The 13,888-nt window shown below is 69.6% G+C and carries 14 protein-coding genes; 7 read left to right on the top strand and 7 right to left on the bottom strand.

Annotated features, from left to right (window positions below; genetic code table 11):
- Positions 1 to 4: 4 nt before the first annotated feature.
- From ASF45_RS13890 to ruvC, 7 genes are read left to right on the top strand one after another with little or no spacing between them, the layout of a single operon-like run.
- A complete protein-coding gene (locus ASF45_RS13890) occupies positions 5 to 2,065 on the top strand; it encodes a ribonuclease catalytic domain-containing protein (protein ID WP_056663045.1) in 2,061 nt (686 codons plus the stop codon).
- Positions 2,062 to 2,931, top strand: a complete 870-nt coding sequence (locus tag ASF45_RS13885) for an energy transducer TonB (RefSeq protein ID WP_056663043.1) — start codon at positions 2,062 to 2,064, stop codon at positions 2,929 to 2,931. Before ASF45_RS13890 ends, ASF45_RS13885 begins: the two co-directional genes overlap by 4 nt.
- Positions 2,928 to 3,761 (top strand): shikimate dehydrogenase, encoded by an 834-nt coding sequence (gene aroE, locus ASF45_RS13880; protein WP_056663040.1) that lies wholly within the window; start codon positions 2,928 to 2,930, stop codon positions 3,759 to 3,761. The genes ASF45_RS13885 and aroE overlap by 4 nt, the downstream gene beginning before the upstream one ends.
- On the top strand, positions 3,762 to 4,478 hold the full coding sequence (mtgA, locus tag ASF45_RS13875; protein WP_056663036.1) for a monofunctional biosynthetic peptidoglycan transglycosylase: 717 nt from the start codon (positions 3,762 to 3,764) through the stop codon (positions 4,476 to 4,478).
- Positions 4,478 to 5,101, top strand: a complete 624-nt coding sequence (locus ASF45_RS13870; RefSeq protein ID WP_056663034.1) for a lysophospholipid acyltransferase family protein — start codon at positions 4,478 to 4,480, stop codon at positions 5,099 to 5,101. Before mtgA ends, ASF45_RS13870 begins: the two co-directional genes overlap by 1 nt.
- Complete coding sequence (locus ASF45_RS13865) at positions 5,098 to 6,081, top strand: phosphatidate cytidylyltransferase (RefSeq protein ID WP_056663032.1); 984 nt, start codon at positions 5,098 to 5,100, stop codon at positions 6,079 to 6,081. The genes ASF45_RS13870 and ASF45_RS13865 overlap by 4 nt, the downstream gene beginning before the upstream one ends.
- Positions 6,082 to 6,099: 18 nt before the next feature.
- Positions 6,100 to 6,651, top strand: a complete 552-nt coding sequence (gene ruvC, locus ASF45_RS13860; RefSeq protein WP_056663031.1) for a crossover junction endodeoxyribonuclease RuvC — start codon at positions 6,100 to 6,102, stop codon at positions 6,649 to 6,651.
- Between the two features lie 9 nt (positions 6,652 to 6,660).
- Here ruvC and ASF45_RS36080 read toward each other — a convergent pair whose 3' ends face one another.
- From ASF45_RS36080 to murC, 7 genes are all read right to left on the bottom strand, one after another.
- Entirely contained in the window at positions 6,661 to 6,837 is a 177-nt protein-coding gene (locus tag ASF45_RS36080; protein ID WP_200932157.1) for a hypothetical protein, read from the bottom strand.
- A 12-nt stretch (positions 6,838 to 6,849) separates the two neighbouring features.
- Positions 6,850 to 7,773, bottom strand: a complete 924-nt coding sequence (gene lpxC, locus ASF45_RS13855; RefSeq protein ID WP_056663030.1) for a UDP-3-O-acyl-N-acetylglucosamine deacetylase — start codon at positions 7,771 to 7,773, stop codon at positions 6,850 to 6,852.
- Between the two features lie 239 nt (positions 7,774 to 8,012).
- Entirely contained in the window at positions 8,013 to 9,230 is a 1,218-nt protein-coding gene (gene ftsZ / locus ASF45_RS13850) for a cell division protein FtsZ (protein WP_056663350.1), read from the bottom strand.
- Positions 9,231 to 9,423: 193 nt separating this feature from the next.
- Positions 9,424 to 10,653 (bottom strand): cell division protein FtsA, encoded by a 1,230-nt coding sequence (gene ftsA / locus ASF45_RS13845; protein WP_056663029.1) that lies wholly within the window; start codon positions 10,651 to 10,653, stop codon positions 9,424 to 9,426.
- Positions 10,654 to 10,674: 21 nt separating this feature from the next.
- On the bottom strand, positions 10,675 to 11,463 hold the full coding sequence (locus tag ASF45_RS13840) for a cell division protein FtsQ/DivIB (RefSeq protein ID WP_056663026.1): 789 nt from the start codon (positions 11,461 to 11,463) through the stop codon (positions 10,675 to 10,677).
- Positions 11,460 to 12,434 (bottom strand): D-alanine--D-alanine ligase, encoded by a 975-nt coding sequence (locus ASF45_RS13835; protein ID WP_056663024.1) that lies wholly within the window; start codon positions 12,432 to 12,434, stop codon positions 11,460 to 11,462. The genes ASF45_RS13840 and ASF45_RS13835 overlap by 4 nt, the downstream gene beginning before the upstream one ends.
- Positions 12,431 to 13,837, bottom strand: a complete 1,407-nt coding sequence (gene murC, locus ASF45_RS13830) for a UDP-N-acetylmuramate--L-alanine ligase (protein ID WP_056663021.1) — start codon at positions 13,835 to 13,837, stop codon at positions 12,431 to 12,433. The genes ASF45_RS13835 and murC overlap by 4 nt, the downstream gene beginning before the upstream one ends.
- Positions 13,838 to 13,888 lie beyond the last annotated feature (51 nt).

The following is a 13,888-nucleotide window of genomic DNA, read 5'->3' as shown; positions in this document are numbered from 1 at the left end:
GCCCATGTACGCATTGTTCGAAGAAGCCGGCAAGTTCATGACCGGCCGGGTGCTGTCCGAGGCCGATGCCTCGGCCCAGGTGGAGCTGGACAGCGGCAAGCGGGTCAAGGTCAAGGCCGCCAACCTGCTGCTCAAGTTCGAGAAGCCCACGCCGCAGGTGTTGCTGGCCGAGGCCCGCTCGCAGGCCGAGTCCATCGAGCTCGAACTGGCCTGGGAGTTCGCCAGCGACGACGAATTCGGTTTTGCCGACCTCGCCAAGGTCTATTTCAGCGACAACGCCACGCTGGCCCAGCAGGTCGGCGCGCTGCTGCGCCTGTTCGAAGCGCCGCACTACTTCCGCCGCGCCGGCAAGGGGCGCTTCCGCAAGGCCCCGGCCGAGCAGATCCAGCAGGCACTGGCGGCCATCGAGAAGAAGCGGCTGCTGCAGCTGCAGATCGACGACTGGGCGCAGGAACTGGCCGAGGGCCGCTGCCCCGCGCCCATCCGCGACCAGCTCTACCGCATCCTGTTCAAGCCCGACAAGAACGGCCCCGAGTACAAGGCCGTGGTCGAGGCCTCGCGCGCCACGCAGACCGCGCCGCTGGACCTGCTGCAGCGCGCCGGCGCCATCGATTCGCCCTACGAGTTCCACTGGCGCCGCTTCCTGTTCGACCAGTTCCCCAAGGGCACGGGCTTCGCCGCGCTGCAGGCCCCGGCCATCGCCGACGAACTGCCGGTGGCCGCCGTGCGCGCCTACTCCATCGACGATTCGCAGACCACCGAGATCGACGATGCGCTGTCGCTGCAGGGCCTGGGCACGGACGAGGTCACGGTCGGCATCCACATCGCCGCACCGGGCCTGGCGATTGCGCCCGGCACGGCCATCGACCAGGTGGCGCGCACGCGCCTGTCCACGGTCTACATGCCCGGCCACAAGATCACCATGCTGCCCGACGAGGTGGTGCAGAGCTACACGCTGCAGGAAGGGCGCGACTGCCCAGCCGTCTCGCTGTACGCGCGCTTCGACGCCCAGACGTTGGCATTGCGTGGCACCGAGACCCGGCTGGAACGCGTGCCGATCGCCGCCAACCTGCGCCATGACCAGCTGGACACGCTGATCACCGAGGAATGGCTGGCGCAGGAGACGCCGCCCGCGTTGCCGGATCTTCCGGCGGGTGTGCAGCCGGCCGAACTGGCCTTCCTGTACCGGCTGGCGCGCCACCTCAAGGCCCAGCGCGAAGTCGTGCGCGGCAAGCCCGAGACCTTCAACCGGCCGGACTACAACTTCCGCCTCGTCGAGAGCCCCGAGGCGCCGCTGGGCGAGGAACCGGCCGGCCGCGAACGCGTGGAGATCAGCGTGCGCCAACGCGGTGCCCCGCTCGACCTGATCGTGGCCGAAGCCATGATCCTGGCCAATAGCAGCTGGGGCCAGTGGCTGGCGGCCTGCGGCGTGCCCGGCATCTACCGCAGCCAGGCCAGCCTGGCGCCCGGCGTCAAGGTGCGCATGGGCACCAAGGCCTTGCCGCACGCAGGCATCGGCGTGCCGGCCTACGCCTGGAGCACCTCGCCGCTGCGCCGCTACACCGACCTCGTGAACCAGTGGCAGATCATCGCCTGCGCGCGCCATGGCAAGACGGCCGCGCTGGCCGCGCCGTTCAAGCCCAAGGACGCCGACCTGTTCTCCATCATCTCGAGCTTCGATGCCGCCTACAGCGCCTACAACGGTTTCCAGGGCGGCATGGAACGCTTCTGGACCTTGATGTACCTGCAGCAGAACGGCATCACCGAGATCGACGGCCAGGTCATCAAGGACGGCCTGGTGCGCGCCGACACCCTGCCGCTGGTGCTGGGCGTGATGGGCGCGCAAGGCCTGCCGCGCGCCGCCCATGTGCGCGTGAAGCTGGGCGCCATCGACCTCATCACGCTGGACGTGGCCGGCACCGTGGTCGAACGGCTGGACCCGCTGGACGCGCCCGCCGCCACCGAGGAAGAGACGGACGACGAGGAGGCCGCGGCCGGCCCCATCGCGATCGCCGTGGACATGGACGCGCCGGTCGCCCCGGCAGAGGACGCACCCACGCCATGAAGGCGCCGGCCTGGTTGCGCCGACTCAGCACGCTGCAGGCGGCACTGCTGTTCTCGGTCGCCGCGCACGCCGCGCTGCTGGCCGTGCGCTTTGCCGACCCGGCCGCGTTCGACCGGCTGTTCCAGGACACGCCGCTGGAGGTCATCCTCGTCAACGCCAAGTCCGACGAGCGGCCCGACAAGGCCCAGGCCATCGCCCAGACCTCCCTGGCCGGCGGCGGCGATGCCGCGGCCGGGCGCGCCACCTCGCCGCTGCCGCCTTCGCCGCGCGCCGACGTCGGCGACGCCATCGAAGAGGCGCAGCGCCAGGTCGAGGCCATGCACCAGCAGCAAACCCTGCTGCTGGCCCAGGTCACGCGCATGCTGGCCGCGCTGCCGCCGCCCGACCCGCGCAACATCAGCGAATCGGCCGAGGCACGCGAGCAGGACGAGCGCCGGCGCCAGCTGCTGCAGCACCTGGCCGAGATCGAGCGGCGCATCGAGATCGAAAACGCGCGGCCCAAGCGCCGCGTGGTGAGCCCCTCCACGCGCGAGGCGGTCTACGCCGTCTACTACGACGCGCTGCGCCGCAAGGTCGAGGAGCGCGGCACGCAGAACTTCCCCGAACACAACGGCAGGAAGCTGTACGGCGAACTGGTCATGATCATCACGGTGGACCACAGCGGCCAGGTGCTGTCCACCGAGGTCGCCGAGAGCTCGGGCAACCGCCTGCTGGACCAGCGCGCCCAGGCCATCGCGCGCGCCGCCGGCCCCTACGGCGGCTTCACGCCGGCCATGCGCATGCAGGCCGACCAGATCCTCGTGGTCTCGCGCTTTCGCTTCGCGCGCGATGCCACGCTGCAAACCAACGTCAGCACGCCACCATGAGCTTTGATTACTGCGTGATGGGCAACCCGGTCGCCCACAGCCGCTCGCCCTGGATCCACGCCCGCTTCGCCGAACTGACCGGCGAGGCCGTGGTCTACGACCGCCTGCATGTGGAACTGGACGGCTTCACGGCCGCCGTGCAGGCCTTCCGCGACCGCGGCGGCCAGGGCTGCAACGTGACCGTGCCGTTCAAGCTCGAAGCCGCGGCGCTGGCCACGGCGCATTCGGCGCGCGCGCAGCTGGCCCAGGCCTGCAACACGCTGAAGTTCTCGCCCGAGGGCATCTATGGCGACAACACCGACGGCGCCGGCCTGGTGCAGGACATCACGCAGCACGCGGGCCAGGCCATCGCCGGCCATGACCTGCTGCTGGTCGGCGCTGGCGGCGCTTCGGCCGGGGTGCTCGGTCCGCTGATCGAAGCCGGTGCCCGGCGCATCGTCGTCGCCAACCGCACGGTCGCCAAGGCCCAGGCGCTCGTCGAGCGGCACGCGCCACTGGCCGCGCCGCGCGGCTGCGTGTTGTCGGCCTGCGGGCTCGACGCGGTTCCCGGCCGCTTCGACATCGTCGTCAACGCGAGTGCGAGCAGCCTGGCCGGCGCCAGCGTGCCCGTCGCGGCCACCGTGCTGGCCGAAGGTGCGTTGGCCGTGGACATGATGTACGGACCTGCAGCCGCGCCCTTCCTGGCCTGGGCGCGTGCCCACGGAGCGCGCGCGCGCGACGGCCTGGGCATGCTGGTCGAGCAGGCGGCCGAATCCTTCGCGCTGTGGCGCGGCGTGCGCCCGCCCTCGGCCCAGGTGCTGGCCGAGCTGCGCGCCATCGTGGACGCCTGAATGCGCCAGATCGGCCGCTGGCTGCTGTTGCTTGCCGTCGCCGCGCTCGCGCTGCAGCTGTTCTTCGTCGCCCGCATCGCGCTGATGGCCCAGCTCGCGCCGCAGTCCACCGCATTCCAGCGCTCGGAGGCCTGGCGCCTGGCGACCGGCGGCGGCAGCTTCCACTGGCGCCAGCAGTGGGTGGACGCGGACCGCATCTCCGACCACCTCAAGCGCGCCGTCATCGCCTCGGAAGATTCCGGCTTTCCCGACCACGACGGCGTGGACTGGCAGGCCATGGAGAAGGCCTGGGAGAAGAACGAGAAGGCCGCGGAACGTGCCACGACGCGGCCCAACGCCAGGCCGGCCAAGATCGTCGGCGGCTCCACCATCACGCAGCAACTGGCCAAGAACCTGTTCCTGTCGGGTGAGCGCACGCTGCTGCGCAAGGGCCAGGAGTTCGTGCTCACGCTGGTGCTCGAAGCCCTGCTGGACAAGCGCCGCATCCTGGAGATCTACCTCAACAGTGTGGAATGGGGCGAAGGCGTGTTCGGCGCCGAGGCTGCCGCGCGCCACTACTTCAAGAAGAGCGCGGCGCAGCTGTCGGCCTACGAGGCCGCGCGGCTGGCCGTGATGCTGCCGCGGCCGCGCTACTTCGAGAAGCTGCCGAACTCGGCCTACCTGGCGGGGCGCAGCCGCACCATCGTCGCCCGCATGGGCGACGTGCAACTGCCGTGATGGGAACAGGCACCCGCGCCAAGATCGTCGGCTGGCTGCTGCTGGGTCTTGTGCGCCTGCTCACCGGCGCGCAGGCGCGCTGGTGGGGCTGCCCGCCCAAGGCCGAGCAGCGCATCTACTTCGCCAACCACCAGAGCCATGCCGACCTGGTCATGATCTGGGCCGCGCTGCCGGCCGAGCTGCGCGGCATCACACGGCCCATCGCGGCCAAGGACTACTGGACCAAGACGCCGCTGCGCCAGTGGATCACCACCGCCGTGTTCAACGCCGTCTACGTGGACCGCGAGCGCACCGAAGGCCAGGACCCGCTCGCCCCGCTGGTGCAGGCGCTGGACGCCGGCGACTCCATCATTCTGTTCCCTGAAGGCACGCGCGGCCACGCCGAGGAGCCGCAGGCCTTCAAGGCCGGGCTGTACAACCTGGCGCTGCGCTTTCCGCAGGTGGTGCTGGTGCCGGCCTGGATCCACAACGTGCAGCGCGTGATGCCCAAGGGCGAGGTCGTGCCCGTGCCCATCCTGTGCTCGGTGACCTTCGGTGCGCCCATGCAGCTGCAGGCCGATGAATCCCGCCAGGACTTCCTGGCCCGCGCGCGCGATGCAGTGGTCGCGCTGAGAGACGTATGAGCAGCTGGCTGCGCAGCTTGAGTTCCAGCGAGCAGGTCGGCGCGCTGTTCGTGCTCGTGTTCGGACTGCTGGTCCTCGTGACGGGCGCGCTGGTCACGCTCTCGGTGCGCAGCCGCCACGAAGCGGACGAGGTGCGTGCGGCCTTCCACGCCGACTGGTGGGCGCTGCTCAAAACCAGCTGGTTCATGGTCAGCGTGTTCTGGATCGGCTGGGTGATGGGGGAGGTCGCCGCCACCGTGCTGTTCGCGCTCGTGGCCTTTCTCGCGCTGCGCGAGTTCATCACGCTGTCGCCGACGCGGCGCGGCGACCACCGCAGCCTGGTGCTGGCCTTTTTCGTGGTGCTGCCGGTGCAGTTCTGGCTGGCGGGCAGCAAGCACTTCGACCTGTTCACGGTGTTCATCCCGGTCTATGTGTTCCTGGCCATCCCGGTGGTCAGCGCGCTGGCCGACGACCCGCAGCGCTTCCTCGAGCGCAACGCCAAGCTGCAATGGGGCATCATGGTCTGCGTCTACGGCATGAGCCATGTGCCGGCCCTGCTGCTGTTGAACCTGCGCCACTACGAGGGCCGTGGCGCCTTCCTGGTGTTCTTCCTGGTGTTCGTGGTGCAGACCTGCATGCTCATCCAGCACCTCGCGGCGCGGCATTTCCCGCGCCCGCCGGCAGCGCCCCACGTGAGCCGCAGCTTCAATTGGACCAGCTGGGCCGTCGCCGTGCTGGCCGCCAGCAGCCTCGGCGTGCTGCTCTACGCGATCACGCCGTTCCGTCCGCTGGAGGCGCTGGCCATGGGCGCCATCGCCTGCGTGGCCGGCAGCATGGGCCACCTGGTCATGAAGGCGCTCAAGCGCGACCGCGGCGTCACCAACTGGGGGCCGCAGGGCCGCTCGGTCACAGGCGCCAACGGCCTGCTCGACCGCGTGGATGCGCTGTGCTTCGCGGCGCCGGTGTTCTTCCACTCCGCGCGCTGGTACTTCGGCGCATGACCCCTGCATGAGGCCCGCATGAGAATCCTGGGCATCGACCCCGGGCTGCAGTGCACCGGCTTCGGCGTGATCGACGCCGACGGCCCGCACCTGCGCTACGTGGCCAGCGGCACGATCAAGACCATGGCCAGCGCCGCCATGGGCGACTTGCCGGCCCGGCTCAAGGTGCTGTTCGACGGCATCGGCGAAATCAACGCACGCTACGCGCCGCAGACGGCCGCGGTAGAGATCGTGTTCGTCAACGTCAACCCGCAATCCACGCTGCTGCTGGGCCAGGCGCGCGGCGCCTGCCTCACGGCGCTGGTCGCGCGCGACCTGCCCGTGGCCGAGTACACCGCCTTGCAGATGAAGAAGGCCGTGGTCGGCAGCGGCCGCGCCGACAAGAGCCAGGTCCAGGAGATGGTCAAGCGACTGCTGCAGCTGCCAGGCGTGCCCGGCAAGGACGCGGCCGATGCGCTGGGCATCGCGATCACGCACGCCCATGTGGGCCAGGCCATGGCACGGATCGCGCAGGCCACGCCGCTCAGGCGCGCGACGACGGGGATGTACAAGGGTGGGCGGGCGCGCTGAGCGCCACGCTCAAACGATGCGTTCGAGGACCAGCACCGCGAAGAAGCCCAGCGCCGCCAGCACCGTCCACTTGAGCGTGAGCAGCCCCCAGCGCTTGTAATGCGGCCGCCCGGTGCCGGCATAGAACGCGAACATCACGCCCGCGGCCAGGAGCAGGAAGAAGATCGCCCAGCGGAACAGCAGCATCGGCTGGGCGGCTCACCAGGCCCGCAGGGGCTGGGCGAAGCCCTTGGGCGCCTTGCGCTCGTCGTCGAAGCTGACGATCTCGTAGCACTCGGGGTGGGCCAGCAGTTCGCGCAGCAGCTTGTTGTTCATGGCATGGCCCGAACGGAAGGCGCTGTAGGCCGCCAGCAGCGGCTTGCCGACGATGTAGAGGTCGCCCATGGCGTCCAGGATCTTGTGCTTGACGAACTCGTCGTCGTAGCGCAACCCATCGCTGTTGAGCACCTTGTAGTCGTCCATGACGATGGCGTTGTCCAGCCCGCCGCCCAGGGCCAGGCCGTTGGCCCGCATCATCTCCACGTCCTTGGTGAAGCCGAAGGTGCGGGCACGCGCGATGTCGCGCGCATAGGAGTCCGACGACATGTCGAACTCCACGCGCTGGCCCGTGGAGTCCACGGCCGGGTGGTGGAACTCGATCTCGAAGCTGAGCTTGAAGCCGTGGTAGGGCTCCAGGCGCGCCCACTTGAGATTGGCGCCCTCGCCCTCGCGCACCTCCACGGGTTGGGTCATGCGGATGAAGCGGCGCGGCGCGCGCTGCAGTTCGATGCCGGCGCTCTGCAGCAGGAACACGAAGGACGCGGCCGAGCCATCGAGGATGGGCACCTCTTCGGCGCTGATGTCCACGTACAGGTTGTCGATGCCCAGGCCGGCACAGGCCGACATCAGGTGCTCGACCGTGTGCACCTTGGCGGCGCCGTTGGCAATGGTCGATGCCATGCGTGTGTCGCTGACCGACTGTGCCGTGACCGGGATGTCCACGGGCTCGGGCAGGTCGACACGGCGGAACACGATGCCGGTGTCGGGCTGGGCAGGGCGCAGCGTCAACTCCACGCGCTGGCCGCTGTGCAGGCCCACACCCACGGCCGTGGTGATGGATTTGAGGGTGCGTTGCGCAAGCATGGACACGATTTTAAAGGGCATGGTGCCTGCCTACGCCCCGCAGGGCCATCGCTCCAACGATCACCCCGATCGCCACAATCAATGCAGCGACGGCAGCACCCGCAAAGGCTCCGGCGGCCGCGGAGCAGGCCATGGCCAGCAGCCGCCGCGGCCTGGCTCTGCCAGGCCGCAGGCGGCGCCCCCCCTGGGGGGTTTCGGACTTCTACACGCAGTGAGAAGTCCAGACGGGGGAGAGCCGTTTAATCGGCTTGCTTGCGCAGGAAGGCCGGGATCTCGTAGTCGTCCATGCCACCCGAGGACAGCGCGTCCACGCGCGCCGTGGCCTGCGTGCGGTTGGGTGTGCGCCAGACCTTGGGCACCTGCATCGCGTCGTAGTCGGGCTGGGCGTGGCCCATGCCGCCCATGCCGCTGGCGGCGCTGAGCGTGGGGATGGCGAAGCCCTGGTTGTCGGTGCCGGTGCGCTGCACCACCTGCAGCGGCGGCGCGACACGGCGCTGGTTGCGCGCCAGGCCGGTGGCGACCACGGTCACGCGGATCTGGTCACCCAGGCTTTCGTCGTAGGCCGTGCCGTAGATCACGTGCGCTTCGGCCGAGGCGTAGGCGCGGATGGTGTTCATGGCCAGGCGCGACTCGGACAGCTTCAGCGAGCCCTTGGCCGCCGTGATCAGCACCAGCACGCCCTTGGCGCCGGACAGGTCGATGCCTTCCAGCAGCGGGCAGGCCACGGCCTGCTCGGCAGCGATGCGCGCGCGGTCCGGGCCGGCGGCCAGGGCCGTGCCCATCATGGCCTTGCCGGGCTCGCCCATCACGGTGCGCACGTCTTCGAAGTCGACGTTCACATGGCCGGGCACGTTGATGATTTCGGCGATGCCGCCCACGGCGTTCTTGAGCACGTCGTTGGCGTGGGCGAAGGCTTCGTCCTGGGTGGCGTCGTCGCCCATGACCTCGAGCAGCTTCTCGTTGAGCACCACGATCAGCGAGTCGACGTTGGCTTCCAGCTCGGCCAGGCCGGCATCGGCGTTGGACATGCGCTTGGGGCCTTCGAAGTCGAAGGGCTTGGTGATGACGCCGACGGTCAGGATGCCCATCTCCTTGGCCACGCGGGCGATCACGGGCGCCGCGCCGGTGCCGGTGCCACCACCCATGCCGGCCGTGATGAACAGCATGTGCGCGCCGTTGATGGCCTGGCGGATGTCGTCGATCGCGGCCTCGGCCGATTCGCGGCCCTTCTCGGGCTTGCTGCCGGCGCCCAGGCCCGTGGTGCCGAGCTGGATGGTCTTGTGCGCGGCCGTCCGCGTGAGGGCCTGCGCGTCGGTGTTGGCGCTGATGAACTCCACGCCTTGCACGCCGCAGCCGATCATGTGCTCGACGGCATTGCCGCCGCCGCCGCCGACGCCGATGACCTTGATTTGGGTGCCGAGGTTGAACTCTTCGACTTCGATCATTTCGATGGGCATGTTCTTGTCCTTCAATCTTTAAAAATGTTGCAGTTGCCTGGTGTGTTCTGACGTTCTAGATGCTCTTGTGTCTTCGTTGCGGGGGCGGGTGTGGGCTTCGCCATCGCCCCCCGTCCCCGGCATGCCAGGGACCGGCGCGCGCCGGCCGCGGGGGCCGGCTTTGCTGGATCAGTCGGTGTGACATGGATGGTTCTCAGAAGTTGCCGATGAACCAATCTTTCACACGGCCCATGGCGGTCTTCATCGAGCCCGCCTTCTGCGCCACCTTGTAGCCGCGCATGCGTGCCACGCGGCCCTCTTCGAGCAGGCCCATGACGGTGGCCGCCCGCGGCTGGGCCACCATGTCGGCCAGCGCGCTCGAGTACTTGGGCACGCCGCGCCGCACGGGTTTCAGGAAGATGTCCTCGCCGAGCTCGACCATGCCGGGCATGACCACGCTGCCGCCCGTCAGCACGATGCCCGAGGACAGCACCTCCTCGAAGCCCGACTCGCGGATGACCTGCTGCACGAGCGAGAAGATCTCTTCCACGCGCGGCTCGATCACGCCGGCCAGCGCCTGGCGGCTCAGCATGCGCGGGCCGCGGTCGCCCAGGCCCGGTACTTCGACCTGGGTGTCCGGGTCGGCCAGCAGCTGCTTGGCGCAACCGTTCTCGACCTTGATGTCCTCTGCGTCCTTGGTCGGCGTGCGCAGCGCCATCGCGATGTCGCTGGTGATCAGGTCGCCGGCGATCGGGATCACCGCCGTGTGGCGGATCGCGCCCCCCGTGAAGATCGCCACGTCGGTGGTGCCGGCGCCGATGTCCACCAGCGCCACGCCGAGTTCGCGCTCGTCTTCCGTCAGCACGGACAGGCTGGAAGCCAGCGGGTTCAGCATGAGCTGGTCCACGTCCAGGCCGCAGCGGCGCACGCACTTGATGATGTTCTCGGCCGCGCTCTGCGCGCCCGTCACGATGTGGACCTTGGCCTCCAGCCGGATGCCGCTCATGCCGATCGGCTCCTTCACGTCCTGGCCGTCGATCACGAACTCCTGCGGCTCCACCAGCAGGAGACGCTGGTCGGTCGAGATGTTGATGGCCTTGGCCGTCTCGACCACGCGCGCCACGTCGGCCTGCGTGACCTCGCGGTCCTTCACGGCCACCATGCCCGAGGAATTGATGCCGCGGATGTGGCTGCCCGTGATGCCCGTGTAGACATGGGCGATCTTGCAGTCAGCCATGAGCTCGGCCTCCTTCAAGGCCTGCTGGATGCTCTGCACGGTGGCGTCGATGTTGACGACCACGCCGCGCTTGAGTCCGTTGCTCGGCGCCACGCCGAAGCCGGCCAGCTTGAGCTCGCCACCGGGCATGACCTCGGCCACCACGGCCATCACCTTGGCCGTACCGATGTCCAGCCCCACCACCAGATCTTTGTATTCCTTCGCCATGTCGGTTCCTGTTGTTGGCGTCTATTTGCGTTTGGGCGCCGCCGTCGTGACCGTGGTCACGCCGCGCAGCTTGAGGGCGAACCCGGTCGGGTAGCGCAGGTCGGCCGATTCCAGCGCATCCGCGCCGCGGCCGTACTGCTGTGCCACCGTGGGCAGGGTCTTCACGAACCGTTCGATGCGCCCGGTGATCTCCTCGGGCGTGCCGCGCCCGAGTTCCACCACGGCGCCCGATCCGAGCTGCACGCGCCAGCTGCCGCGGCCCGTGAGCTCCAGTTGCGCGACCTCGGCGTCGAGCGGGTCGAACAGCGGTGCCAGCGTGCGGTACATGCCCAGGATCTGGTCCGACTCGCCATCGGGCCCGAGCAGGCGCGGCAGATCGCTGCGGTGCACCTCGTCCACGTTGGCCTCGAACACCTCGCCGAAGCTGTTGAGCAGCTGCGAGCCGCTCTCCGGGCCCCAGTAGGCGGCGGCCTGGTGCTCCTGCAGCGTCACGCCCAGCCGGTTCGGGAACTCGCGGCGCACGGTGGCGCGGCGCACCCAGGGCACGGCCTCGAAGGCGCCGCGCGTGGCGTCCAGGTCCACTGTGAAGAAGGTGCCGCGCAGATGCGGTGCCACGTTGGCCTTGAGCGTGAGCACGTTGTTGTGCGTGACCTCGCCGCGCACCTCGATGCCGCCCAGCGCGAACACCGGCTGGCGCAGCACCCACAGGCACAGCGCGCCCAGCGTGAGGCCGGCGAAGATCAGGAACAGCACCGAGGCGGTGACGTTCATGAGCTTGACGTCCATCGGCGCTGGCAGCGTGGCGTTCATGCGGCGGCGGCTCCCGGGGTGTCCAGCGTGGCCGAAGCCAGCACGCGCAGGCACAGATCAGGGTAGGCGATGCCCGACGCGCGTGCGGCCATGGGCACGAGCGAGTGGCCGGTCATGCCCGGCGAGGTGTTCATCTCCAGCAGGAAGGGCTTGCGGTCGCTGGCGCGGATCATCAGATCGGCCCGGCCCCAGCCGCGGCAGCCCAGCGCGCGGTAGGAGGCCAGCACGATGCGCCGGATCTCCATCTCCTCGGCCTCGGGCAGGCCGCTCGGGCACAGGTAGCGCACCTCGTCGGTGAAGTACTTGTTTTGGTAGTCGTAGGCGCCTTCGGGGGCCTGGATGCGGATCACCGGCAGGGCTTCGGCGCCGGCACCCGTGCCCAGCACGGCGCAGGTCACTTCCTCGCCTTCGATGAACTCCTCGCAGAGCACGTCGGGGTCGTACTTCGCCGACAGGCGCACAGCGTCGATCATCTCGGAGTAGCCCTGCACCTTGGTCACGCCGATGGACGAGCCCTCGCGCGGCGGCTTCACGATCAGCGGCAGCCCCAGCGCGTCGGGCACCTGGCGCACGTCGGCCAGTTCCTGGCTGCCGGGCTGCAGCACCACATGGCGCGGCGTGGGCAGGCCGCAGGCCTCCCAGATGCGCTTGGTCATGACCTTGTCCATGGCCATGGCGGAGGCCATCACGCCGGAGCCGGTGTAGGGGATGCCCAGCAGCTCCAGCGCGCCCTGCACCGTGCCGTCCTCGCCATGGCGGCCGTGCAGCGCGATGAAGCAGCGCGCGAAGCCATCGCTCTTGAGTTCGTGCAGGCCGCGTTCCGCCGGGTCGAAGGCGTGCGCATTGACACCGACCAGGCGCAGCGCGTCCAGCACGCCGTTGCCCGACAGGAAAGAGATCTCGCGCTCGGCCGACGTGCCGCCCATCAGGACCGCGACCTTGCCCATGCTGGCTGCCAAACCCGTGCTCATGCCTTCACCCCCGCCAGTTCCACCACCTTCGCCGGCACGCCGCCGATGGAACCGGCGCCCATGCACAGCACCACATCGCCGTCGCGCGCATTGCTGCGGATCGCGGCCGGCATCGCGCCGATGTCGTCCACAAACACCGGCTCGACCTTGCCGGCGACGCGCAGCGCACGGGCCAGCGCCCGGCCGTCGGCCGCGACGATGGGCGTCTCGCCGGCCGCGTAGACCTCGGCCAGCAGCACCGCATCGGCCTCGCCGATGACCTTGACGAAGTCCTCGAAGCAATCGCGCGTGCGGGTGTAGCGGTGCGGCTGGAAGGCCAACACCAGGCGGCGGCCCGGGTAGGCGCCGCGCGCAGCGGCCAGCGTCACGGCCATCTCGACCGGGTGGTGGCCATAGTCCTCGATCACGGTGTAGTGGCCGCCATCGGCTGCCGGCTGCTCGCCGTAGCTCTGGAAGCGCCGGCCCACGCCACGGAACTCGGCCAGGGCCTTGAGCAGGGCCGCATCTGGCACGTTCAATTCCACCGCCACGGCAATCGCCGACAACGCGTTGAGCACGTTGTGGCGGCCGGCCAGGTTCAGCACCACCTGCAGGTCGGGCAGCGTCACGCCGTTGCGGCGCAGCACCGTGAAGTGCATCTGCGTGCCCACCGCGCGCACGTCCACGGCGCGCACCTGGGCGTCCTCGCCGAAGCCGTAGCTCGTGATCGGGCAGGTCACCTGCGGCACGATCTCGCGCACGGCGGCATCGTCCGTGCACAGGATGGCCGTGCCGTAGAACGGCATGCGGTGCAGGAAGTCGACGAAGGCCCCCTTGAGCCGGCCGAAGTCGTGGCCGTAGGTCTCCATGTGGTCGGCGTCGATGTTGGTCACGACGGCCATCACGGGCAAGAGGTTCAGGAACGAGGCATCGGACTCGTCGGCCTCGACCACAATGTAGTCGCCGCCGCCCAGCTTGGCGTTGGCGCCGGCGCTGTTGAGCCTGCCGCCGATCACGAAGGTCGGATCCAGCCCGGCCTCGGCCAGCACGCTGGCCACCAGGCTGGTGGTCGTGGTCTTGCCGTGCGTGCCGGCGATCGCGATGCCCTGCTTCAGGCGCATCAGCTCGGCCAGCATCAGCGCGCGCGGCACCACCGGGATGCGCATGGCGCGGGCCTGCTGCACCTCGGGGTTGTCGGCCTGCACGGCGGTCGAGGTGACGACCGCGTCGGCGCCGGCCACATGGGCCGCGTCGTGGCCGATGAAGGTCTGGATGCCGAGGCCGGCGAGACGGCGCAGCGTGGCGCTGTCGGACATGTCCGAGCCCGAGATCTGGTAGCCCAGGTTGCGCAGCACCTCGGCGATGCCGCTCATGCCGGCGCCGCCCACGCCGACGAAGTGGATGTGACGGATCGCGTGTTTCATCGCGCGGCACCTCCCGAACGCTGCGCCACTTCGTCGGCCTCGCAGTGCTCG

The sequence above is a fragment of the Pseudorhodoferax sp. Leaf265 genome, from assembly GCF_001422365.1.
Classification (GTDB): domain Bacteria; phylum Pseudomonadota; class Gammaproteobacteria; order Burkholderiales; family Burkholderiaceae_C; genus Pseudorhodoferax.
Note: the sequence above shows the minus strand (reverse complement) of the source record. Positions and strands in the feature narration are given on the sequence as shown.